The 24,747-nt window shown below is 46.0% G+C and carries 22 protein-coding genes and 1 pseudogene; 19 read left to right on the forward strand and 4 right to left on the reverse strand.

The window, feature by feature from the left end:
• The 9 genes and pseudogenes from IFO66_RS23625 to dnaJ form a co-directional block, all read left to right on the forward strand.
• Positions 1-235 (forward strand): annotated as a pseudogene (locus IFO66_RS23625) (group II intron reverse transcriptase/maturase); the annotation flags it as partial.
• Positions 236-402: 167 nt separating this feature from the next.
• Entirely contained in the window at positions 403-762 is a 360-nt protein-coding gene (locus tag IFO66_RS00005; RefSeq protein ID WP_192023131.1) for a hypothetical protein, read from the forward strand.
• Positions 763-908: 146 nt separating this feature from the next.
• Positions 909-2,111, forward strand: coding sequence for a radical SAM family heme chaperone HemW (gene hemW / locus IFO66_RS00010; RefSeq protein ID WP_192023132.1), 1,203 nt, complete (start codon positions 909-911; stop codon positions 2,109-2,111).
• Between the two features lie 239 nt (positions 2,112-2,350).
• The gene (locus IFO66_RS00015) at positions 2,351-2,818 is read left to right on the forward strand and encodes an N-acetyltransferase (RefSeq protein ID WP_192023133.1); all 468 of its coding nucleotides are present in this window, start codon (positions 2,351-2,353) and stop codon (positions 2,816-2,818) included.
• A 127-nt stretch (positions 2,819-2,945) separates the two neighbouring features.
• Positions 2,946-3,989, forward strand: a complete 1,044-nt coding sequence (gene hrcA, locus IFO66_RS00020) for a heat-inducible transcriptional repressor HrcA (RefSeq protein WP_192023134.1) — start codon at positions 2,946-2,948, stop codon at positions 3,987-3,989.
• Between the two features lie 38 nt (positions 3,990-4,027).
• A complete protein-coding gene (locus IFO66_RS00025) occupies positions 4,028-5,611 on the forward strand; it encodes a TCP-1/cpn60 chaperonin family protein (protein ID WP_192023135.1) in 1,584 nt (527 codons plus the stop codon).
• Between the two features lie 95 nt (positions 5,612-5,706).
• Positions 5,707-6,261 carry a nucleotide exchange factor GrpE gene (grpE, locus tag IFO66_RS00030; protein ID WP_192023136.1) on the forward strand — a complete coding sequence of 185 codons (555 nt, stop codon included), beginning with the start codon at positions 5,707-5,709 and terminating at the stop codon, positions 6,259-6,261.
• A 109-nt stretch (positions 6,262-6,370) separates the two neighbouring features.
• On the forward strand, positions 6,371-8,212 hold the full coding sequence (gene dnaK / locus IFO66_RS00035; protein ID WP_192023137.1) for a molecular chaperone DnaK: 1,842 nt from the start codon (positions 6,371-6,373) through the stop codon (positions 8,210-8,212).
• A 129-nt stretch (positions 8,213-8,341) separates the two neighbouring features.
• Positions 8,342-9,463: a molecular chaperone DnaJ gene (dnaJ, locus tag IFO66_RS00040; protein WP_192023138.1), complete on the forward strand. Its 1,122-nt coding sequence runs from the start codon at positions 8,342-8,344 to the stop codon at positions 9,461-9,463.
• A 119-nt stretch (positions 9,464-9,582) separates the two neighbouring features.
• Here the strand turns inward: dnaJ and IFO66_RS00045 are convergent, their stop codons facing one another.
• Positions 9,583-10,854 carry an MFS transporter gene (locus IFO66_RS00045; protein WP_192023139.1) on the reverse strand — a complete coding sequence of 424 codons (1,272 nt, stop codon included), beginning with the start codon at positions 10,852-10,854 and terminating at the stop codon, positions 9,583-9,585.
• A gap of 23 nt (positions 10,855-10,877) precedes the next feature.
• On the reverse strand, positions 10,878-11,777 hold the full coding sequence (locus tag IFO66_RS00050; protein WP_192023140.1) for a polysaccharide deacetylase family protein: 900 nt from the start codon (positions 11,775-11,777) through the stop codon (positions 10,878-10,880).
• 274 nt (positions 11,778-12,051) lie between these two features.
• Here IFO66_RS00050 and IFO66_RS00055 point away from each other — a divergent pair, with 274 nt between their 5' ends.
• The gene (locus IFO66_RS00055; RefSeq protein WP_192023141.1) at positions 12,052-12,384 is read left to right on the forward strand and encodes an antibiotic biosynthesis monooxygenase family protein; all 333 of its coding nucleotides are present in this window, start codon (positions 12,052-12,054) and stop codon (positions 12,382-12,384) included.
• A gap of 51 nt (positions 12,385-12,435) precedes the next feature.
• On the opposite strand, the gene IFO66_RS00060 is transcribed toward IFO66_RS00055, so the two are convergent.
• Positions 12,436-13,962 (reverse strand): glycine betaine uptake BCCT transporter, encoded by a 1,527-nt coding sequence (locus IFO66_RS00060; RefSeq protein ID WP_192023142.1) that lies wholly within the window; start codon positions 13,960-13,962, stop codon positions 12,436-12,438.
• A 441-nt stretch (positions 13,963-14,403) separates the two neighbouring features.
• Here IFO66_RS00060 and IFO66_RS00065 point away from each other — a divergent pair, with 441 nt between their 5' ends.
• The 8 genes from IFO66_RS00065 to deoC all read left to right on the forward strand — a co-directional run bounded on the left by IFO66_RS00065 (position 14,404) and on the right by deoC (position 22,087).
• Positions 14,404-16,269 (forward strand): fibronectin type III domain-containing protein, encoded by a 1,866-nt coding sequence (locus IFO66_RS00065; RefSeq protein ID WP_192023143.1) that lies wholly within the window; start codon positions 14,404-14,406, stop codon positions 16,267-16,269.
• Positions 16,270-16,429: 160 nt separating this feature from the next.
• Positions 16,430-16,606, forward strand: a complete 177-nt coding sequence (locus tag IFO66_RS00070; RefSeq protein WP_192023144.1) for a YfhD family protein — start codon at positions 16,430-16,432, stop codon at positions 16,604-16,606.
• Between the two features lie 221 nt (positions 16,607-16,827).
• Positions 16,828-17,805: a 50S ribosomal protein L11 methyltransferase gene (gene prmA / locus IFO66_RS00075; protein ID WP_192023145.1), complete on the forward strand. Its 978-nt coding sequence runs from the start codon at positions 16,828-16,830 to the stop codon at positions 17,803-17,805.
• 76 nt (positions 17,806-17,881) lie between these two features.
• Positions 17,882-18,562, forward strand: a complete 681-nt coding sequence (locus IFO66_RS00080; protein WP_192023146.1) for a site-2 protease family protein — start codon at positions 17,882-17,884, stop codon at positions 18,560-18,562.
• Positions 18,563-18,684: 122 nt separating this feature from the next.
• Entirely contained in the window at positions 18,685-19,452 is a 768-nt protein-coding gene (locus IFO66_RS00085) for a 16S rRNA (uracil(1498)-N(3))-methyltransferase (RefSeq protein WP_192023147.1), read from the forward strand.
• A 3-nt stretch (positions 19,453-19,455) separates the two neighbouring features.
• Positions 19,456-20,805: a tRNA (N(6)-L-threonylcarbamoyladenosine(37)-C(2))-methylthiotransferase MtaB gene (gene mtaB, locus IFO66_RS00090; protein WP_192023148.1), complete on the forward strand. Its 1,350-nt coding sequence runs from the start codon at positions 19,456-19,458 to the stop codon at positions 20,803-20,805.
• Between the two features lie 134 nt (positions 20,806-20,939).
• Complete coding sequence (locus IFO66_RS00095; protein WP_192023149.1) at positions 20,940-21,371, forward strand: NUDIX hydrolase; 432 nt, start codon at positions 20,940-20,942, stop codon at positions 21,369-21,371.
• A gap of 5 nt (positions 21,372-21,376) precedes the next feature.
• The gene (deoC, locus tag IFO66_RS00100; protein ID WP_192023150.1) at positions 21,377-22,087 is read left to right on the forward strand and encodes a deoxyribose-phosphate aldolase; all 711 of its coding nucleotides are present in this window, start codon (positions 21,377-21,379) and stop codon (positions 22,085-22,087) included.
• Here the strand turns inward: deoC and IFO66_RS00105 are convergent.
• Positions 22,020-22,985 (reverse strand): Na/Pi cotransporter family protein, encoded by a 966-nt coding sequence (locus IFO66_RS00105; RefSeq protein WP_192023151.1) that lies wholly within the window; start codon positions 22,983-22,985, stop codon positions 22,020-22,022. The two genes, deoC and IFO66_RS00105, sit on opposite strands and share 68 nt — an antisense overlap.
• A gap of 180 nt (positions 22,986-23,165) precedes the next feature.
• Here IFO66_RS00105 and IFO66_RS00110 point away from each other — a divergent pair, with 180 nt between their 5' ends.
• On the forward strand, positions 23,166-24,551 hold the full coding sequence (locus IFO66_RS00110; protein WP_192023152.1) for a class I SAM-dependent rRNA methyltransferase: 1,386 nt from the start codon (positions 23,166-23,168) through the stop codon (positions 24,549-24,551).
• The last annotated feature ends 196 nt before the right edge of the window (positions 24,552-24,747 follow it).

A 24,747-nucleotide genomic window follows, 5' to 3' on the forward strand; every position in this document is an offset into this window, starting at 1 on the left:
CCAATGGATTCGTCGACGATTGCGGATGTGTTTATGGAAGCAATGGAAACGTGTACGCACCCGAATACGAGAGCTTCGAGCACTTGGTGTTCCTGAATGGGTGTGCCGAATGATGGCAAACTCTAGGCGTGGATCGTGGGAAATGTCTCGAAACACAAATAACGCCCTTCCGACTTCCTACTGGGAAGCGAAAGGGCTGAGAAGTTTACTTACTCGTTATGTAGAACTTTGTTAACCTTTTGGAACCGCCGTATGCGGACCCGCATGTACGGTGGTGTGAGAGGACGGGGGCTAGGCGCCCCCTCCTACTCGATTGTTCTGATTTTTTTGAAAATGATTTGGTTGTCCAAGCCAAACTCCATGACAAGCCATATGTTATTTAATAAGGAAGGAGGGAGCACAATGGACGAAGTTAAAATCTCGCAAGTGGTATATCCGAGGTTAACGCTTTATTCTGAAGAAAATTATCGAGGCAGGACACGTATTCTTAACGGAAATTTAGGATTAACGAACACAGATGAAGTAGAGAGTTTGCGATTCTTTTCAACAAGCGCGAATGCAACCTTGGTATTGTTTACTCGGATTAATTTCAAAGGAAATTTCCGTATATATAGAGGGAATCGAAATATTCCTGATTTAGATGACTTGATTGCTGGCAATGATGTAGAATCCCTTATTTCATCCAATATTCGCTTGAGCGAAGCGCAGGTAAGGGAAATTCGTAGAACAGGTACGCTGCCACAAGGCTTTAGAAGAATATGATGAACGGAAAAGAGAGATGTCCTATTGGAGCTTGGGTTTATCCAGAAAAGGGCATGTCTCTTTTATCTGCACATGGCTTATGATTGAGAAGCGTATAGGAGTATGCTATTCTGTACTACATAAAAGAAAGCAACGAGGAGGAAGTTATGACGGCTTCAGCGGACTCATCTATTCTACAGCAAGTACAGGCAAGCCACTCGCCGCGGGCTGTCTATATTCATATACCGTTTTGTACAAATAAGTGCTTTTATTGCGATTTTAACTCGTACGTTCTGAAAGATCAGCCTGTGATGGAGCATTTGCAGGCGATGGAACGTGAGATGGCATATACCGTACAAGAACAGCCTGCCGGGATGATCGATACGATTTTTGTAGGTGGAGGAACGCCAACTGTGCTGAATCCAGCAGAGATGGAGTTTTTCCTCAAGTCTGTACGTACTCACTTCCCGCACTGGAATGAAAATATTGAGTTCAGTATGGAGGCTAACCCAGGTACGACGGATGAAGATAAGCTGCGTGTCATGATGGCTGGCGGTGTAAATCGTATCAGTTTTGGCGTGCAATCATTTAATAATACGCTGCTCAAAGATATCGGACGTATTCATCATACAGATGATGTATATCGCAGCATTGAGGCGGCGAGACGAGTCGGTTATGAGAACATGTCGATCGACTTGATGTTCGGATTACCAAATCAGACGCTGGAAATGATGTCGCACAGCTTGGATCGTGCGCTTGAACTAGATCTGCCGCATTTGTCAATTTACAGCTTAAAGGTTGAGGAAAATACATTGTTCCATACGATGTTCCGCCGCAATCAGCTGCCGCTCCCTAGTGAAGAGACAGAGCTGGCGATGTATTTGCTCATTATGGAGCGAATGAAAGCTGCAGGTTATGTGCAGTATGAAATCAGTAATTTTGCTAAGCCAGGCTATGAGAGCCGACACAATCAGACGTATTGGCGCAATGAAGATTATTACGGAATTGGTGCAGGTGCTCATGGCTATGTACAAGGACAGCGTCATATCAACATAAAGGGCGTTAATCCTTATAATGAAGCGTGCAAGCACGGCTTGCCTCGACTCGATACGTTTAAAGTAGATGAGCAGGAAGCGATGGAAGACTTTATGATGGTTGGTTTGCGCATGCATGAAGGAGTTAACCGTTCTAGCTTCCTAGCACAATTTGGTGGTCGTGACTTTGACGATGTATTTGGAGCTCAATTAAAGAAACTGCTTGCGTCTGAGTTAATCGAGCAAACAGATATCGGATATCGATTGACAGATCGCGGTGTGCTGTTCGGTAACGATGTTTTCGGTACATTTGTTGGTGCACTTACTGAGGAATAGAAATAAGGCTGTTTCGAAATGCAGTGAATAGAATGAATCAAGCTTTTATGATAGAGAGGTGCCGTTATGGCGCCTCTTTTTTATTTTATATAGGCTTAAAAAAGGTCTTGTGCTGTGGAAAAAAACAGATGATTGGCGGGAATGTTTTTTTATAAAACAGGATTGAAATATTATGCATGATGATGTATATTAATTCGTATTCATATTTGCAATTACGATCATCAAGAGGTGAAGATGCGATGACCACGACGCTTGTTTGCCGCTCGGCGACAGAGAGCGATATAGAGGCGCTCTTTCATTTGATACAAGGGTATGCGATTCAAGGGATTATGTTACCGCGTACGCGTGAAATGTTAACTGCACTCATCCCAGATTTTGTTGTCGTTGAAGCTGAAGGGGAGTTGATTGGGTGCGGATCGTTATGTCAGTTAGGTCAAGATCTCGTTGAAGTTCGATCATTAGGCATATCTCCTGGGCATCAAGGTAAAGGGATTGGTAGTATGATAATGGATGCTTTGCTAGTGATGGCTAAAGAAAGAGGATTGACGAAGCTGATTGCTTTAACCTATGAAGTTCGCTTTTTCGAGAAGAATGGTTTTACGGTTGTGGAGAAAGAGATTTTTCCGGAAAAAGTATGGAAGGATTGTATCCATTGCAGTAAACAACATTGTTGTGATGAAATAGCAGTGCTTAAAGTACTGAACTGACTTGACAATCGTCTTGTCCGTTTGGTATTTTTGTTATATCGGTTAGCACTCGACAACGATGAGTGCTAACGAAGAGGAAGTTCGGAATGGCACGAAGCTGCCTATACTTATATTTGGAGGGATGCGTATGTTGACGGAACGCCAGCGACTTATATTAACAGCGATAGTAGATGATTACATTAGCTCGGCAGAGCCAGTCGGTTCACGCAGCATTTCGAAGCGTGGCGACGTTGGTTATAGTCCGGCGACGATACGGAACGAGATGGCGGATCTTGAGGAGCTTGGCTTTCTAGAGCAGCCTCATACGTCAGCAGGGCGCATCCCATCACACAAGGGATATCGTTATTATGTCGATCATCTTGTTCGATTAGACGATTTGTCTAAGGAAGAAGTGCATCGATTGAAATCGATGTTCGCGGAAAAAATAACAGCGATGGAACAAGTTGTTCAACATACAGCTTCTACATTAGCTCAGTTAACGAACTATACGTCGATTGCACTCGGTCCGGGAATGTTCGATACGACTTTGAGACATTTTCAACTGTTGCCGTTGACTGAAGATACGGCGGTTGCGATCATTGTGACGAATACAGGTCATGTTGAAAATAAGACAGTAGCGATTCCACCGGGGATATCAACATCAGAGTTAGACAAGGTTGTCAATTTGTTGAATACGAAGTTGACGGGTGTTCCGCTTATCAAGTTAAGATCGCAGCTATACAAAGAAATTGGCGATGAGATGAATAAATACGTTTCTCATGCCCAAGAGATGATTTTGCTTGTTGAAACTGTTCTTAGTGGTGATGAGGCTCATCGGGAAGTGTACTTGAGCGGAACGACGAATATGCTGAACCAGCCGGAGTTCAAAGACGTCGATCGGATTAAGACAATTTGGGAACTGCTTGAGGAAACGCCTGCTCTTATTAAAGTAATTGGTTCGCCGGGTGGAGAGGGTCAAGGAACGGGCATTCAAGTGAGGATTGGTCAGGAAAACACACATGCCGCTATTTCTAATTGCAGTTTAATTACAGCAACGTATTCTGTTCATGGACAGAATCTTGGAACGATCGGGCTTCTTGGTCCAACTCGTATGGAATATGCCAAAGTCATTAATTTGATGCAGCAGGTATCTCAGCAGCTAGCTGTATTTATGGAACGGTATCATAAGTAAGTGTGAAGAATCGTCAAGAGGCAGAAAGGAGGGGTTCGATGGCGCAGCATCCATCTTCAAGACAGGACAGTGATGAGCGTTATGCGACGCTCCTCAACAATGCTCAAGCAGTTCGCACCTTGTGCTCAGCCATAGAAGGCACATTAGGTCCGAAAGGACTGGACGTTATGTTGGTCGGGGCGCAGGGTGATATCATTTTAACGAATGATGGTGTCACTATCCTTGATCGAATGGATGTGACGCATCCTGTTGCCAAGCTTGTTATTCAGGTTGCACGGGCTCAACAGCAGGAAGTTGGTGACGGGACGACGACAGCGACTGTACTTGCGGGAGCTTTAGTCGAAGCGGGTGTGCAGCAAGTGATGCGAGGTGTTCCTGCGGCAAAAGTTGTGGCAGGCATTCAGCAGGGCGTTGCTTATGCTTCGCAACTGCTAGGTGAGCGGTCCATGGCTTTACAAGGCTGGGACGACCCACTGCTGAGGCAGGCTGTTTATATAGCAGGACGTGAACAAGAAGACATCGTGCAGCTTGTGCTGAACGCAGGCAGACAAGTAGGATGGGAAATGCTAAAGAGCCGTTCCTTCCGCTTGGCAGATACGGTAGAAGCTCACGAGCTAGCTAACAACGAATGCTTTGAAGGTTTGTTATTGAAGCAGAAGCCGCTTCATTATGAATGGCTGTCTGAGCAATCTGATTGTCGAGTACTCGTCTTACAGGACGGACTTGTGCCGGAGGAGCTTGATGAGCAGGTGCTCTCTACAGAAGCTGGCTTCCAGCAGTATATGCAGCTGCAGCGTGCTTTTATGCTACAGTTGGAGCAGTTGAAGCAGCTTGGTGTTGGCCTCATCGTCTTGGAGCGAAGCATTCACCCTGAGGCAGAGCAGTTCTGCTTCGACCATGAGATTATGGTCGTGCAGCGCGTCAGTCGCGAGCAGGTGAAACGTGTGGCGCAGCTCACGGGAGCGAAGCCGATTAAGCGGACGGCCTTAAGCAAGGCCGGCGACGAGCTCGAAGCGATGCTCGGGCGGACACCAGCCGTCCGCTATGACGAGCGGCTGGAGCGCGTGCGGCTGTATGCATCGCCACAGCCGACGCCGTCCGCATCGTCACCTGCGGCAGGTGCCGCGAAGCAGGTGACGATGCTCGTCGGTGCGAGCACACGCGAGATTGTCGGCGAGCGGGCACGCATCGCCGCCGACGCAGCCTCCGCGCTGCAGGCCGCCATTCAAGGCGGCGTCCTGCCGGGCGGAGGCACCGCCGAATTGGCGGTGTCCTACGCGCTGGAGCGCTATCGCGAGACGGTGCGCGGCATGGAGGCGTTCGGCATTGCCGCAGTCGCTGAAGCGCTGCGCAAGCCGATGGCACAAGTGGTGCTCAATGCCGGCTACAATCCGCTGGAGAAGCTCGAGGAAGCGCGCGCGGCGCAGACGGCCGCAGGCAATGATGCCATTGGTATCGACTGCGATACAGGCGCCCTGTTGCCTGTGATGGAAGCAGGCATCGTCGATCCAGCGCGAGTGAAGCTGCATGCATTGCGTGCGGCGGGTGAAGTAGCCGCAGCAGTTCTTCGCATTCACACGGTCATTAAGATGCGCGATAGTGCTTCAAGCAGAGAGCAATGAGCGCATTTCATCAATGAGTCAATGTAATCATCATTGAGATCAATGACGCAAGTCATCTTGATAGAGAAGTTTACTACATAGGGGAGGTGAAGGAGTTGAAACAAGAACAAGATGCGAACCTGCAAGAGCAGGAGGCAACTGCTTTCGAGCAAGAGCAAACAGAAGCTGCTGCTGAGGTTGGTGGCGAGGAGTCAAACGACCTTCAAGCAGCATTGGACCAAGCGAAAGCAGAAGCGGAAGAGAACTATCAACGTATGCTGCGTGTACAAGCAGATTACGATAACTTCCGTCGTCGCACGCTGAAAGAGAAGGAAGACTTGGCGAAATACGCATCTTCCAAGCTCGTTACGGACCTCGTTCCCATACTGGATAACTTTGAGCGCGCACTTTCCACGAATCCATCTAACGATAGCGATTCGTTCTCGAAAGGTGTCGATATGATATTCCGCCAGTTCCAGCAAGTGTTGGAGCAAGAAGGTGTAACTGCAATTAAAGCTGTAGGCGAGCCGTTCAATCCGGAGTACCATCAAGCGATTATGCAAGTGGAGTCGGATGAGCATGAAGAAGGCATCGTCGTAGAAGAGCTGCAAAAAGGATACATGCTGAAAGATCGCGTTGTGCGTCCAGCAATGGTCAAAGTAAGCTCCTAGTTTCGTACATCAAAGAAAATTCAATTTTTAATAGTAACTATAAAACATTTTACGCAGCGGCAATAACAACGATTTGCGAAGCTGCATAACGTTAAGGAGGTCACTTTTCATGAGTAAAGTAATCGGTATTGACTTGGGAACAACAAACTCTTGCGTGGCAGTAATGGAAGGCGGCGAGGCTGTCGTAATTCCAAATCCAGAGGGTGCACGTACAACTCCATCCGTTGTAGGTTTCAAAAAAGACGGTGAGCGTGTTGTTGGTGAAACAGCAAAGCGTCAAGCGATCACAAATCCAGATCGTACAGTAATGTCTATTAAACGTCACATGGGTACAAACTTCCCAACGAAAATTGACGACAAGAGCTATTCCCCACAAGAAGTATCTGCAATGATTCTTCAAAAATTGAAATCAGACGCAGAAGCTTACTTGGGTCAACCTGTAACACAAGCGGTTATTACCGTTCCAGCTTACTTCAATGACTCCCAACGTCAAGCGACGAAGGATGCAGGTAAAATTGCAGGTCTAGAAGTACTTCGTATCGTCAACGAGCCGACAGCGGCTGCATTGGCATACGGTGCAGACAAAGAAAACGATCAAACGATCCTTGTTTATGACTTGGGCGGCGGTACATTCGACGTATCGATCCTTGAGCTTGGTGATGGCTTCTTCGAAGTTAAAGCAACAAGCGGCGACAACAGCTTGGGCGGCGACGACTTCGACCAAGTAATCATCGACCATTTGGTTGCAGAATTTAAGAAAGAGAACGGTATTGACCTAGGTAAGGACAAAGCAGCTGTTCAACGTCTTAAAGATGCTGCAGAGAAAGCGAAGAAAGAATTGTCTGGTGTGATGACGACAACGATCAGCTTGCCGTTCATTACAGTAGTTGATGGCGTTCCACAACACTTGGAGCTTAACTTGACTCGTGCGAAGTTCGAAGAGTTGTCTGAGAACTTGGTAGAGCGTACGCTTGCTCCTACACGTCAAGCAATGCAAGACGCTGGCTTGACTCCAGCTGACATCCACAAGATCGTACTTGTTGGTGGTTCTACACGTATCCCAGCTGTTCAAGAAGCAATCAAGAAGTTGACAGGTAAAGAGCCATACAAAGGCGTTAACCCGGACGAAGTTGTTGCACTTGGTGCAGCAGTTCAAGCAGGTGTATTGACTGGTGATGTGAAAGACGTTGTATTGCTAGACGTAACTCCATTGTCTCTAGGTATCGAGACAGCTGGTGGCGTATTTACGAAAATGATCGAGCGCAATACAACAATTCCTACGCAAAAGGCTCAAGTATACTCCACGTATGCTGATAACCAAACAAGCGTAGAAATCCACGTGCTTCAAGGTGAACGCTCTATGGCAGGAGACAACAAAACACTTGGACGCTTCATCTTGTCTGACATTCCACCAGCACCACGTGGCGTTCCACAAATCGAAGTTACATTCGATATCGATGCGAACGGTATCGTTAAAGTATCTGCACAAGATAAAGGTACTGGCAAAATTCAAAACATCACGATCACATCTTCCAGCGGTTTGTCTGATGATGAAATCGATCGCATGATGAAAGAAGCAGAGCTTCATGCGGAAGAAGACAAGAATCGTAAAGAGATGGTTGAAGTAAGAAACAACGCTGACCAACTCGTTTACACAACAGAGAAAACAATCAAAGATCTTGGCGACAAAGCAGACCAAGCTGACGTTGACAAGGCAAATGAAGCAAAAGAAAAAGTGAAAAAAGCGCTAGAAGGCGACAACCTGGATGAGATCAAAGCAGCGACAGAAGAACTTACTGAAGTAGTTCAACAGTTGTCTGTGAAGCTTTACGAGCAAGCACAAGCAGCTCAACAGGGTGCTGAAGGTCAAGGCGCTCAAGATAGCGGTGCGGCACAAAGAGACAACGTCGTAGATGCAGATTATGAAGTTGTTGACGAAGACAAGAAGTAATCGTCTTCGCTAGGAAGTCAAAGCTGAGCTGCGCTCGGCTTTGACTTTCCTTTTGTCAGCGGTGCTAGACTTGAATGGGAGAGCCATCGCTGATAAGATTAAAATTTGTAAGGTAATGGGGGTGGAACAGTGGCAGATAAACGCGATTATTATGAGGTGCTTGGAGTCAACAAAGGCTCTGGCGATGATGAGATCAAGAAAGCATACCGCAAATTGGCTCGTCAGTATCACCCTGACGTGAACAAGGCTGCAGATGCAGAAGATAAGTTCAAAGAAGTGAAAGAAGCATATGACGTATTGAGCGACACGCAGAAGCGCGCAATGTATGATCAGTACGGTCATGTTGATCCGAACCAAGGCGGCGGAGGCTTCTCGGGCGACTTTGGTGGCTTTGGCGATATTTTCGACATGTTCTTTGGTGGCGGAGGCGGCAATCGTCGTGATCCGAACGCACCGCAGCGTGGAGGCGACCTTCAATACACGATGCAAGTGGAATTCAAAGAAGCGGCATTTGGCGTAGAGAAGGAAATCACGATTCCGCGTACGGAGCAGTGTGATCCGTGCTTCGGCACAGGCGCTAAGCCAGGTACAAAGCCAGAAAGATGTTCTACATGTAGTGGAACAGGTCAGCAGGAAGTTGTACAGAATACGCCGTTCGGTCGTATGGTGAACCGTCGTGCTTGCTCTACTTGCCAAGGAAAAGGCAAAGTGATCAAAGAGAAGTGCGGCAGCTGTCATGGCAGCGGAACGGTGAAGAAGCAGCGCAAGATTAATGTCCGCATTCCAGCGGGTGCTTATGACGGTGCACAGCTTCGCATGACTGGTGAGGGTGAGAGCGGGCTGCGTGGCGGTCCAGCAGGCGACTTGTATATCGTCATTCGCGTGAAGCAGCATGAATTCTTCCAGCGTGAAGATGATGACATTTACTGTGAAGTACCATTGACGTTCGCGCAAGCGGCGTTAGGTGACGAGATTGAGATTCCGACGCTTCATGATAAAGTGAAGTTGAAGATTCCAGCGGGTACGCAAACCGGTACGTATTTCCGTCTGCGTGGTAAAGGTGTTCCTCACCTACGCGGCAACGGTAATGGTGACCAGCATGTAAAAGTTATTGTTGTGACACCTACAAAGATGAATGACGAGCAGAAAGAGCTGCTTCGTCAACTCGCTTCTATTAGCGGCGAACATCCAAAAGGCAGTCATGAAGAGACATTTTTCGACCGTATGAAGCGTGCATTCCGTGGTGAATAATCAATAATGCTTATTATATAGTTATGCAGATGTTTATGGAGTTAACTCACAAGAAAACATAGGCAAACAATACTGCAAACCTTAGCTGAGTGCTGCTTGGCTAAGGTTTGTTTTATTGGCTACGCTTTAACTTTTAAACGATAGAAACAAACAAATGCAAATAGCAGTGCTGTGATAGGAATCCCCGCGAGCATAAGACGTATACCCAATATCGCTAGCTCAGGCTGCTGTGCAGCGTCTCGAACGTATCCGGTTTTTTCAAGGAGGAAGCTCATAATTAAGGCTTGAAGAGAAACGCCCCAACGAATAATGAACCCATTCATGCCAAAGTACATACCTTCTCGTCTAGCCCCGCTTACTACTTCATCCTGATCAATGACTTCCGCAAGCAGAATTTCCAACAACACCATCAATCCAGCTAGGCTGAATCCGATAAACAGACTGGTCACATAAGTGGCTGCGCTTGTTGAAATAAAGAGTAGTGGCAGCAAAGAGAGCGTATATAGTACAATCGCTGCTAAAATGGCTTGCCTAGGACCATATTTTGTTGTCCAGCGTGCCCACACGTAAAGACTTGGAATAGCCGTTAGGAACACGATGCCTAACATATACGTATTTGCTAGCTCAGGGGCGTTCAACACATATTTGTTGAAGAAAGGGATAGCGGCAGGAACAAGAGCGAACGTAAATTGGACGAGAAATCCACCAGTTACGTAAATAACAAACATGCGATTGCGCATTGTAAGGCGAAGGGCCTTGACTAGATTGATTGGTTTGGTTGCGTTTACATTTTTTCGTTCTTTGGCGCCAGCGGCTGTAACGAGAAGAAAGACGGCTGAACAAAGGCCGAATACTAAGCCCATAGACTCCCACCCGTACTTACTGTAAATAAGCGGAGGGAGCGCTACCCCGACAAGCATGCCGACAATGCCGAACATTTGCTTCCAAGATGCCGCAGCTGCTCGTTCACGTATCGTAATAAACATTTCAGGAAACAGTGCAGAATAGTTCAAAATAACAAGTACGTATAAAATATCAAATAAAATGACGATTCCGAAAAAATAATAGATGATGCTTTCCTGTGGTGCTAGGGGAAACCATACAAGGGTGAACACAGCAGCTAATGGGATGGAGCCAAATGCAATATAAGGGATGCGTCTTCCCCAACGCGTTCGATATCGATCTGAGACATATCCGAACAAAGGATTAAGAATAGCACCGATAATCCCATGCACGACCATAACAATGCCGACATGGGATGGACGTGCACCTAAAATGTCTACATAGTAATACACGATATAGGCAGCGAACATTTGCGCCATTACATTAGCTGAAAAGTTGCCAGAAGCGTAGAAGATCGTTCGTTTCCTTGCTAGTGGCTGTTCACCCATTAGTGATCTCCTCCTCCATTGAATTATGGGGTAGAGCGGCGTTGAGCATCGCGGACTTCGGACCATTTTATAAGCTGAATCCCTTCTTCGTGAATGACTTGCTGTACGTCTGGATCACGGAATAGCTCGAACTCCATGCCGCGTCTTTGCCAATGTGGGGTAATGGATTTGAGCTCATCTGTGACGATAGCAGGATGAAGAATGATCTCGGTTAAGCCAGTAGTTATGCTTCGTAGCAGGGCAATCATCTGTGCTTTGACTCCGTAATACGTATCTCCAGGTTGGCCTGAATAAGGAAGTCCTACGAGATCATCCAAAATATAAACACCTTTAGATAACCCGAGTTCAGCACGTTGCTGAGCCAAGGGCTGTAAAATAGCTGGGATAGATGTTCCATGTTGTGGCATGCGGAAAGGTAACTGATATTGCGTACATACGTCAAATACGATATCTAGGAAATCATGGCCTGATGCCAGCCCATAGACGCTGCCCATATGGTTATCCAGATGGGAAGGTACAACACCTGCACGAATGGCCATTTCAATTTGACTGATCATTTCAGCACGCAGTTCTTCTAGATCCGCACGTTCTTCTACAGCTAAGCAATGTTCAGGGAAATGTCCAAGATCATCTACCAATGACAAAGTGGAGCCGCTTCGGTTCACAGGACCCCACTTATAAGAATCCCATTCACTAGTAAAGGTGAGGTGCACACCAACATCATAGCTTGGATGACTTGCAGCCCAGTTCACTGCATCTTTGGACCATGGACATGGCATCATCACTGTAGCAGAGCTTATCACTTGCTCCGTTAATAGCTGTTTAATGGCTGCGTTAACAGAATGACACATGCCGAAGTCATCAGCATTAATAATCAGTAGTCTGTCATGTGGGGAATATCCTAATCGTTCAGCACCATTCATGATGCAACCTCCTTTTATGGTTGAGTAGCTGATATTGTTATCGCTTACTTCATCGTTACTTTAACATATTCAACTTATGAGTAAATTGAACGTAGAACGCACGAAGCAAACGCATATGTTTCAAACAAACAGCATTTAAATCGTCCTTTAGATTTTGCATAAATAACATCGATGATATGCAATTAAGATATGCGCTGTTTTATACTTAGAGAATGGCATAGAAAATGACATGGATCAGCGCTGCTGGACTAATGTTTATCAATGGAGGGGTTAAATGAGTGATATTGCACGAACGCCACAGCCGCCATACTATGCGGTTATTTTCACTTCTGAACGGACAGAAGGAGATCACGGAAATGCCGAAATGGCAGATGAAATGGTAGAGCTTGCATCCCTCCAACCAGGATTTTTAGGTGTGGAGAGCGCCCGTGAAGGTGTAGGCATCACGGTGTCGTATTGGGACTCTCTCGAAGCGATACATAAGTGGAAACAAAACGAGAGACATGTCGTTGCTCAACGTAAAGGTATGTCTGAATGGTATAGCAAATATAAAACAAGAATTTGCAAAGTCGAGCGAGATTATGGTTATGAAGCAGCACACAAATGAATTGTAGTAGCAAAAGAGGGGCCTTCTTTTCGAAGTGCCCCTCTAGCTGTATTAAGATTGGTTAGCGCGCAGTAATTTTTCAAGTTGCTTTCGCTTCTGTTTCTCAATTAGGCGTCGTTCCCGATCTTCTGCTTTGAGTGCTCGATTCAAGGACATGACCATGCCAAGCAAGACAAACGTAAATGGTAATGCGGTCATGATTGAGGCACTTTGCAAGGAATTCAAGCCTCCACTCATAAGGAGAACAGCAGCAATTAATGCGGTAAATACGCCCCAAGCAAACTTCACCTTTCTACTTGGGTTAGGATTGCCGTCTGTAGACATCATTCCTAGAACAAATGTTGCTGAGTCCGCAGATGTAATGAAGAAGGTTACGATTAAAATAATAGCCAACACGGCGAGTATAAGGCCGCCAGGTAAGCTTTCTAACGTTATGAATAGAGCAGATGTCAAATCGGCCTTCACAGCCTCAACGATCGGCTTGCCTTGGAACATATCAAGATGCAAAGCTGTCGAGCCAAATGTAGCAAACCAGATAAAGCTGAATCCACTTGGCAGCAGCAAGGTACCAAGTACGAATTCTTTAATCGTGCGACCTTTTGATACTCGTGCAATAAATGAACCGACAAATGGAGCCCATGCGATCCACCAAGCCCAATAAAATAAAGTCCAATTCGCTACCCATGAATCTTCGGTAAACGGAGTTAATCGCAAACTCATTTGGATAATATTTTGGAAGTAGCTTCCTAATGTTGTTGTGAACGTTTCAAAAATAAATGATGTTGGCCCGATTAACAAGATGATGAGCAGCAAACCGATTGCAATAACCAAGTTCGTATTGCTCAATAATTTCATACCTTTATCTAATCCAGACAAGGTAGAGGCCAAGAACATGATGGATACGATGACGATAATAATAATCTGCATCGTTGTCGTATTAGGTATGCCGAATACATGAGATAAACCACCATTGATTTGCAGTGCTCCAAGACCAAGTGAAGTAGCGACACCAAAAGCAGTTGCGATAACAGCTAAAATATCAATTGTTTTTCCAATCGGTCCGTTAACTTTATCGCCAAGCAATGGATAGAACGTCCAACTAATAAGCCCTTTATATCCTTTGCGGAACATAAAGTAGGCAAGGCCTAAGGAGACAAGTGTATATATTCCCCAAGGATGAAGCCCCCAATGGAAGAAGGAGTAGCGCAAAGCGGTACGAGCAGCTTCTACAGTCATGGGATCGCCTTCTGGTGGTACCATGTAATGGCTGATCGGTTCAGCAACTCCCCAAAATACGAGACCAATCCCCATGCCCGCACTGAATAGCATAGCGAACCAGGACATATTCGAATACTCAGGTTCATCATCTTCATCACCAAGCGTAATATTGGCGTACTTACTGAAGGCCAGATATAGCGTGTAAAGAAGGATAATCAACGCTGCGATCAAATAAAACCAGCCAAACTTATTCGTGGCGAACGATAGGGCTTCACTAGTAAAGGCACCTAAATGTTCAGGGGCGACCAATCCCCATAACACAAAAATCATAATGATAATAAGAGAAATAAGAAATACCATCGATTCACTCCTGTTCTGATCTCAGGATTTTGGAAAATTCCACTTCTGACACAGCATTTTTCAACATATACACGAATATCGTCTCTTTTGAGCGGCTATCTGCCGGTAATGATCGACTGTGTGGAATTTTGCAAAATCCTAAATATGATAAGTACGACATATTAATTACCCATTTTGTATAGAGGTGAAACAGGTTTGTTTCGTAAAGTGAAACTTTATTTCTGCGGCACTATGTAGTTAGCATCTCAATTATTGAACATGTTGATCAGAACCTGTACTTGCTAACGCGATCATTCTCCGCTTTTTCTTTTAACATGTACGATTTCCTCAAACTCCATCCATTGAGTTTTTCATTAAGGGGGTGATTGATCTAATACGAACAGGTGCTTATTTATGCAAGCACTATGAATGTATGAACATAATTAAAGGAGGTATGGTTTAATGAATGTTTGTTTGGAAAAAGTTCGTTGTAAGGCTGCTGTTATCGTATGGATTACTGTGCTTCTCAGCACTCTTTTCCCCCTATCTGTCGCTAATGGAGTTTCTGGAAGTAGCACCCATTCACAAGCTTCTGCTATCGCATCGCTTCCTCCCACTAACAAGCTGATCGTTGGCTATTGGCACAATTTCGATAACGGATCGGGCTATGTCAGATTGAAAGATGTCTCCCCAAAATTTGATGTTATTAACGTTGCTTTTGCTGAGCCCACAAATGGCCCACGCGGTGGAACGATTGGATTTACCCCGTATCAAATTACTCCAGCAGAGCTTAAAGCGGACGTGCAATATTTGCAGAGTCTAGGCAAAAAAGTAATCATCTCTATCGGCGGTGCAAACGGCCAAGTTCAGTTAGAAACGGCACAAGCGCGTGATCAATTCGTTAGCTCCATGAAATCGATTATTACGACCTATGGCTTTGATGGCTTGGACATAGACTTTGAAGGACATTCCCTCTACTTAAACAATGGCGATTCAGACTTCCGCAACCCAACAACTCCTGTTATAACCAATCTCATCTCAGCGATAAGAGAACTCCATACTCACTTCGGCGATTCCTTTATGATTACGATGGCTCCAGAAACCTTTTTTGTACAGGTTGGCTACAGCTTCTATGGCGGCACAGGCACTGGTGCCGATCCGCGCGCAGGGGCTTATTTGCCAGTCATTCATGCGGTACGTGATATTCTGGATTGGCTGCAAGTACAGCACTATAATTCAGGGCCGATAACAGCGCTCGATGGTACGTACTATACGATGGGAAATGCGGACTTTCATGTCGCAATGGCGGACATGGTGCTGACGGGTTTTCCAGTCGCGAGAAACAATGAGCGATTTTTCGCTCCACTGCGGGCTGATCAGGTTGTGATTGGATTGCCTGCGAATGTGAATGCTGGAGGTGGCTTTACAACCGTAGCAGAGGTGCATAAAGCATTAGATTATTTATATAAAGGGCAAACGTTTGGTGGTCGGTACGTACTGCGAAATCCTGCTGGGTATGCCAATATGCGTGGGTTGATGACGTGGTCGATCAATTGGGATCGCTACAATAACTTTGAATTTTCAACAAGGCATCGAACGTATCTTGATGCATTAAACGTAGTGCCAGATACGCAAGCTCCTTCTGCTCCAAGCCAAGTACGGACAACAGCTGTCGGTACGACTAGTGTGGGTCTAGCATGGCAAGCGTCTACAGATAATGTAGCCGTGATTGAGTACGATATTTTTGAAGGTGCAAATAAAGTGGGCAGTACAGCCAGCACATCGTTTACCGTTCAAGGACTGACTCCTGATACAACGTATTCTTTTACGGTAAAAGCAAAAGACCGAGCGGGTAATGTATCTGCCGCGAGCATGGCAGTAACGGTCAAGACAGGAGCAATTGTGCCAGATCCAACACCGCCAACCCCTCCAACGAATGTTGTAGTTAGCAGCACTACTGCATCCTCAATAGGGCTTACATGGACGCCTTCAACAGACAATATAGGTGTCACTGGTTATACAGTTAGCTACGGTACATCGCAAGTGAATGGTACAGAGGCCAACGTAACGATTACTGGATTAGCTGCCAACATGACCTATACGTTCACGATTGTGGCTAAGGATGCGGCGGGGAATCAATCGACAGGTACGACGATTCAAGCCACAACGAGCCAAACACCGAGTGCGAGCGATTGGAAGGCAGGCGTCAGTTACAAAGTAAACGATGAGGCAACCTATGCTGGAAAGGTGTATGTATGCCGTCAACCTCACACATCGCTGCTAGGTTGGGAGCCTCCGAATGTGCCTGCGCTATGGCGTTTGAAATAAAGTGTGCCGTAGGACAGAGCTCAATGGATGATGAAGGATGGATGAAGCAAGCAAGGATAAATAATGGTCTCTTCAGTCATGTTAAAGAATGAATGACGTCTTTGCCCTAGTTCATTAGAGGTGTAGATAATCGTTCTATTTTGTGACGGGAGGGATTACGATGACACAGCATGATGAGACTAAGCAATCGAGTCTTTACGGTCAAGGAGGGCATAGTGGTAAATTGCCCGTAGCTAAAGCCGAAGATGTTGAGTTCTCTGAGGAGTTAGCAGACGATGCGGATCGCATCGCAGCGGAACGTGCACGTCAAGCTGATGCGCGCGCAGAACAGCAGTAAGGCCTAGGGCCTGAATTCCTATTTTCACATCAGAAATTGTTTTTAGATGCGAGCTAAGTAACCATTCGTTAGACAAAATAACGTGAACCCCTTCGCAACAGATGTTAATGGCTTTGCTGCTATTGGCCTGTCATTGTAAGGGGTTCTATTTTTGTGTACAATAATAAGGATGTAGACTTAATTCTACATGCAATATGAGAGTTTAAGGGAGGCACCAATACGTGTATTGGCATGAACTAACGATACATACAACAGAAGAGTCGCAGGAGATGATCTCCAATTTCTTGCATGAAGCAGGAGCGGGCGGAGTCGCAATTGAAGAATCCGGTACGTTGAATAAAAAGCGTGATACGAGCTATGGACAATGGTACGAGCACGATTTGAACGATATCCCAGAAGGACAAGCTGTTATTCAAGGCTACTTTGCAGATGGTACCGATTTGCAAGCTGTTGAAACAGAAGTGAAGTCTCGCATTGATGAACTGAGTAGCTTTCATATCGATACAGGCGATGTGAAGATGAGCTGGCGCCGCGTTCATGAGGACGATTGGGCAAATGCATGGAAGCAATATTTCAAGCCTATTCGTGTGTCGGAACGTTTAACGATTAAGCCGACATGGGAAGATTATACGCCTGAATCAGAGATCGAGAAAATTATCGAGCTTGATCCAGGTATGGCATTCGGAACGGGGACGCATCCGACGACTTCTCTTTGTTTGCGTACGCTGGAAACCGTTATTACAGGCGGGGAAGAAGTTATCGATGTAGGGACAGGTTCTGGTATTTTGGCTATCGGAGCGATGAAGCTTGGGGCTCGTCATGTACTTGCCATCGATCTTGATCCAGTAGCGGTAGCGAGTGCGACGGAAAATGTCAGCCTTAACGGATTGTCCGATCAAGTAACGGTACGCGAAGGCGATCTATTGAAAATTATCGATACGCAAAATGGCGATAAGGACACTGGATTAGGTGTAACTTTGCCTGTCCCTGTTGTAGTCGCAAACATTTTGGCAGAGATTATCGTTCTGTTTATTGAAGATGTGTACAAGGCGCTTCAACCGAACGGTATTTATATCGCTTCTGGTATTTATAAGAACAAAGAAGATCTTGTTGAGCAGGAGCTTATCAAGGGTGGCTTCGTAATCGAGGCGAAGCATCGTGATGAGGACTGGATCGCGATTGTTGCTCGCAAAGTCTAGGTTAACGTCATTCCAATTTCAATGGATATCATGATCAAGATGTCGTGATGTCTGAACAAGAAAGGCGTGGGAGAGTATGGATTGGAGTAACTTTTTTCGTGTGCCACTTGATCATCTGCCATTCGTAGTACTAGTCTTATTGATTGCGTTTGCGGTGCATGAGTTTGCACATGCCTATGCTGCATACAAGTTCGGTGATCCGACGGCTAAAATGCTTGGTCGCGTGACGTTAAATCCGGCCAAGCATATCGATATTTTAGGCTTGCTGCTATTCGTCATCGTCGGGTTCGGATGGGCGAAGCCTGTACCTGTTAACCGTGCGAATTTTAAGAAGCCACGTATGATGAGTATTATCGTGACAGCAGTAGGTCCCTTAAGCAATCTGCTGCTTGCCTTTTTCGGTATGCTTATCTATTATTTGCTTATTTTTAATCTGGGGCTTGATTTAGGAACGGGCAATCCACGTGTTGGAGAAGCGTTGTCTATCTTCTTCGGTTACTTCTTACAATTTAATATTGTCATGTTCGTCTTTAACTTGATACCGCTGCCGCCGCTAGATGGCTATCGGATTGTAGAGGAGCTTGCTCCCCTGCCTGTTCGTCGCAAGTTGGCGCAGTTTGAACAGTGGTCGGTCTTTATCTTTTTGTTAATCGTGTTCATACCGCCGCTTCGTGCTGTAACGATTGAGCCATTGTTTAGTCTTGTGCAACCAATGATGACAGGCATTATGGAATTTTGGCTCCGCTTCTTCGTGTGACCTCAATCTAGTCTGTAACAACACGGTTGAACGGTACAGTTTCCTTGATTCATCTTGTGCAAGTCATGCGGATCGGTAGCGTTTGAGTGAATAAAGTTGTATGATGAGGAATGTTGATAACGATGCAAAAATATTTTGTAGAACCTGCGCAATTTGGCGATGAAGAAGTGATTATTACTGGGCAGGATGCACATCATCTTGTCCGTGTCATGAGATCGAAGCCAGGCACAAAGTTCATCGTCAGTGATGGAGAAGCTAGAGAAGCTTTGGTAGAGCTTGTAGAAGCAGATAGCGAGCAAGTGAAAGCACGTATTGTCGAGCGTCGAGAGACGAAGGCAGAAGCCGCGTGTCAAGTAACGATTGCGCAAAGCTTGCCAAAGGGCGACAAGATGGAGCTTATTATTCAGAAATGCACGGAAATCGGTGCTGTTTCTTTCATTCCGTTCCAATCGGATCGGACGGTCGTGCAATATGACAGCAAGAAAGAAGCGAAGCGACTGGAGCGTTGGAGCAAGATAGCGAAGGAAGCTGCTGAGCAAAGCCACCGCAACCGTGTTCCTGATATGCAACCAAGTATGAGCGTAAAGCAGCTTGTACAGGCAATGGAGCAATTTGATCTGGTACTTCTTTGCTATGAAGATGAACGCGGCACTCAGATTCGTGACGTGGTGCAGCCTTATGCAACGAAGGTTGCTAGCGTTGTGGACAAGGGTGAAGTTCTTATTATTGTTGGCCCTGAAGGCGGATTTACCGCACAGGAAGTAGAAAGATTTGTGAATGCGGGTGCTGTGAGCGTAGGCTTAGGGCGCCGCATATTACGAGCAGAGACAGCAGGCATGTTGGCATTAACGTGCGTGTTGTACGAAACAGGTGAAATGGGAGGAGTGTGAACAATGCCATCGGTAGCTTTTTACACCTTAGGCTGTAAAGTTAACTTTTACGATACCGAAGCCATTTGGCAGCTGTTCAAACAGGAAGGTTACGACCAAGTCGAATTCGAGGAAACAGCAGACGTCTACCTAATTAATACATGTACGGTGACAAATACGGGAGATAAAAAGAGCCGTCAAATTATTCGCCGTGCCGTGCGTCGCAATCCAGATGCAATTATTGCAGTAACGGGTTGCTACGCACAAACATCGCCAGCAGAGATCATGGATATTCCAGGCGTGGACTTGGTTATTGGTACACAAGATCGCGAGAAACTCATGGACTTTGTTGGTCAAATTCATGCGGAACGCAAGCCTATCAATGCGGTTCGCAACATTATGAAAACGAGAGCGTTCGAAGAATTGGACGTTCCTGACTTTGCAGAGCGTACACGTGCGTTCCTCAAAATCCAAGAAGGCTGCAACAACTTCTGTACATTCTGCATTATTCCATGGTCTCGCGGTTTGTCCCGCAGCCGTGCATCCGAGAGTGTACTGAATCAAGCGCGTCAGCTTGTTGATGCGGGCTACAAGGAAATAGTCCTGACAGGTATCCATACTGGGGGGTATGGAGACGATCTAGAGAACTATGATTTGACAGATTTGCTGTGGGACTTGGACAAAGTGGATGGACTAGAGCGTATTCGCATCAGTTCTATCGAGGCGAGCCAGATTGACGATCGAATGATTGAAGTGTTGAAGCATTCGAAGAAGATGTGCCGTCACCTTCATATTCCACTGCAAGCTGGTAACACTGATGTGCTGAAGCGCATGCGCCGTAAATATACGACAGAAGAATTCGGTACGAAGCTTGCTCGTATCCGTGAAGCGATGCCGGATGTAGCGATTACGACGGACGTTATCGTTGGTTTCCCTGGTGAATCCGATGAGCAGTTCCGTGAAGGCTATGAGTTCATGAAGCAAGTTGGCTTCTCTGAGATGCACGTATTCCCTTACTCCAAGCGTACAGGAACACCTGCTGCTCGCATGGAAGACCAAGTAGATGAAGAGGTCAAAAATGACCGCGTTCATCAGCTGATTGACTTGTCCGAACAAATGCAGCTGCAATATGCAGAGCAGTTCGTTGGAGCAGTATTGGATGTTATTCCGGAGCGCGACTATAAAGGAGCACCAGGAACAGGCCATGTTATGGGCTACTCCGATAACTACTTGCAAATTATTTTCGAAGGCGACGAGTCTTTGATCGGACAGTTGTGCCGTGTTAAAGTAACCGAAGCTGGCGTGAATGAGTGCAAAGGTGTGCTTGTACGTGTTCTTAATGAGAAGGTATTGAATCAAGCTGCGAACTTGTAAATAGCCGTTCGTTTTCGTTATATCGGTTGAACATGCAGTAATAGATGGGAGGATTTTGCTTGCTGCCAAGGCAGAGGTGAAATCCTCCCTCTTTTGGGATAGGATATAGATAACACATAGAAGGAGGAACGGGGATGAAGGAAATATCAGCAGGTGGAGTCGTATTCCGCAAACGTGAAGGTGAATTGGAAATCCAACTTATTCAAGATCGTTATGGTAAAGTTTCGTTGGCGAAAGGAAAAATGGAGCCGGGCGAAACGATTGAAGAAACGGCATTACGCGAAGTGGTGGAAGAGACGGGCATTCATGGTCGTATCATTGAACCGATTGATATGATTAAGTATCAATACAACCATCCTGAGCATGGTCTTGTGGATAAGGAAGTTCATTATTATTTGATCGAGGAAGAAAGCGGAAGCTTGCAGGCGCAAGTTGAAGAAATTCGTGGTGTAAGCTGGTTCTCGCCTGAAGCTGCTTGGCAGCAGCAGAAGCGATCTGGGTATGATAACAATGACATCATTGTAAGTAAGGCATTCCAAAAACTTGGTTTACGCATAGGAGGATAATCATCATGACAACCGTGAATCTTGCTTCATTCATCGATCATACGTTTCTTAAGGCTGATACGAACTCGAAACAAATCGAGCAATTATGTAAAGAAGCACTTGAGCATCAGTTTTATAGTGTTTGTGTAAATGGAGTATGGGTTCCTGCTTGTCGTGAATTATTATCAGGTTCCTCTGTGAAAATAGCGGCTGTAGTCGGGTTTCCACTAGGTGCTAGTGCACCATCTGCCAAGGCGTTTGAAGCTGCTCGTGCTGTAGAAGATGGCGCGACAGAAATAGATATGGTTCTTCAAGTAGGCCAGTTGCTTGAAGGTAATCATCGTGCGGTTGAAGCGGATATTGCTGCCGTTGTACGCATGGTAAATGGGAAAGCAATTGTCAAAGTTATTTTTGAGACTGGGTTGTTGAACGACGAACAGAAAATAACGGCATGCCAATTGTCCGAACAGGCAGGAGCGCATTTCGTCAAAACATCAACAGGCTTCGGCGTTGGTGGTGCAAAAGTTGAAGATATTCGCTTAATGCGCGCTAATGTGTCTGCTGCTATTGGTGTTAAGGCATCAGGTGCTGTTCGTGATCGTGCGACTGCGCTCGCGATGATTGAAGCGGGAGCCAATCGGATTGGTACAAGTTCAGGTATTGCGATTGTTACCGGAGGCGATTCCACAGAGGCAAATAGCACAGTGGGAGCGCCAGAAGCGAACTCGCAATATTAAATATCGTTTGTGCATGCGCAATTTGCGCCGATTCAGTTGCTGAAATCATCGCTGATATATCATGCAGCAGGTGGATGAGTGGATAAAATAACAGTGCACCACCTACATTTAAGGCGACATGGCTCCATGCGACGAATTGTCCACTGCGGCTGCCGCCAAGTGAAGCAATTAAGGCAGTGAAGCACGTTCCTACGTTGGAACCGATGACGATCGCGATGCCGACTTCTACAGGCAGTGCACCCGTTGCAGACAGGCCCATTGCCATGGCGATAATCGCTGCACTGCTGTGTACGAGCGCTGTGATAATCATGCCGGCTAACAGCGCCCATAGAAGGCTGTCTTGGGAACGTTCAAGGAACCACGTAAACAATCCTCGCTGCTGCAAGGGCTCACTAATGGCCTTCATCCATTCGATACCGAACAGAATGAACGCAAACCCAGCCGTTGCAATGGCAGCATATTGCAGCGGCTTCCACCATGCATGTAGGCGCGGCAGCATTTCTGGGCATATATCATCGGCAATTACGCCCCAGAGCCATGCGGTTACAGCAATGAGTAGTAGGGGCAATGCGTAATGATTGATATTTAGACCTATTAACTCTGTTGTCAACGTTGTACCTATATTTGTTCCTAAAATGATGCCGAGAGATCGTTGAAATGTCATCAGACCGGCGTTGACTAAACCGATAGAGATAACGGTAATCGCTGTACTGCTCTGCATAATTGCAGTCATAACGGAGCTGAACAGCATGCCGTGGATTGGTGTGCTTGTCGAGCGATGCAGCAGCCGTTTTAAATGGGGACCCGCCCATAAATGTAAGGAAAATTCCATTGTCTTCATGCCGAACATAAATAGCGCGAATCCGCCGATAAGCGGAAAAATTATGGATTGCATCATAGGCCGGCTCCTTTTCGAACCTTTATAGATAAAGGTGCTCATAAGTGTGTCTGCTTGTACTATCATTAGGACATATGTATGCATGAAAAAGGACAACCATGACAACCATGGATAGGCCCTATCCTATATTCGGACATGAACTTGAAATAAGTTATTTAGTAGAGGAGAAATCGTATTAACATGCAGCAACAGCGTCCATATGTACAATTAAAGCGTGCGCGAAAGAAGCGCATCGAACGTTCGCATCCTTGGGTATTCCAATCCGAGGTTGAACTTGTATCAGGAGATCCTAAGTCAGGAACATTAGTCGATGTGTGGAATGAAAAGGGGAAATACATCGCGACAGGCTATTACAATCCAGAGTCCCAAATTATCGTTCGTATAGTGAGCTATGAACCGATTGACGTGATGGATACGGCTTTCTTCGTTGCTAGATTCGAAGCTTGCCTGGAGCATCGAGATCGCTTCCTACAAGGGGGGACAGCTTATCGTCTTGTATATGGTGAAGCAGATTTCCTGCCAGGTCTAGTTGTGGACCGTTTTGACGATGTACTCGTCGTTCAAATCGTAACCTTGGGTATGGATCTATGTCGTGACGCTATTATTGAAGCATTGGTCCAAGTCATGAAGCCGCAAGGTATTTATGAGCGCAGTGATGTGCCGATCCGTGAAAAAGAAGGATTGGAGCAGCGCACTGGCTTGCTTTACGGAGAATGCCCACGTCACGTACAAGTGAAAGAGAATGACCTAATTATCGAAGTAGATATCGTAGAAGGTCAAAAGACAGGATATTTCTTCGATCAACGTGAGAACCGTGCTTCCATCGCTCCATTGATGAAAGGATGGGGTAAGCGCAGTGGAATCGCCTTACAAACGGTTGAAACGGAAGAGGGCACTCAGCAGCTTCCAGTCAATGCGAATGGAAAAGTGGTTAGCTTCCCTTGGTGGGATGGTGCAACTGTACTAGAGTGCTTCGCTCATACAGGTAGCTTTACACTGCACGCTTGTAAGTATGGCGCGAAAAAGGTGACTTGTCTGGATATTTCCGATCATGCGATTCAGAGCGCGAAGCGCAATGTGGAGCTGAATGAGTTCACAGATCGCGTGGAATTCGTCGTTGCGGATGCATTTGATTATTTGCGTGAACAAGTTCGTGGTCGCGATGAGCGCAGCGAGCGTAATGAAGCAGGAGGCGCTGCTAAAAAAGTAGATACATCGAAGAAGATGACTGCTGGGGGCGGACGCACGTGGGATGTTGTTATTCTTGATCCGCCTGCATTCGCAAAAACACGCCATGCGGTTGAAGGCGCCTATCGGGGTTACAAAGATATCAACTTGCAAGGGATGAAGTTGGTTAACGAGGGTGGATACCTCGTAACAGCGAGCTGTTCCTTCCATATGAGACCAGACCAGTTCATGCAATCCATTCTAGATGCAGCACAGGATGCTGGTAAAGTGCTTCGCCTCATTGAATGGCGCGCTGCTGGCAAAGACCACCCGCAAATTGCAGGTGTTGACGAAGGTCATTATTTGAAATTTGCGATCTTTGAAGTGCGTTCCAAATAACATTGGTTCTAACTATTACATGACAAAGTCGGACAACTCTTTTAAATAAGGGATGTCCGACTTTTTGTTATTTGACGGAAATGGCATGGAGGTTGTAGGATGGCACCATAATATACAAACGGGTGTTCTAGAAATAGTCATGTTATAATCGTAATCAAAGCTTGTTAAGAAGAAGGGTAGAATATTTTTTGAATAG

The organism is Paenibacillus arenosi, from assembly GCF_014841135.1.
Classification (GTDB): Bacteria; Bacillota; Bacilli; order Paenibacillales; family Paenibacillaceae; genus Paenibacillus_B; species Paenibacillus_B arenosi.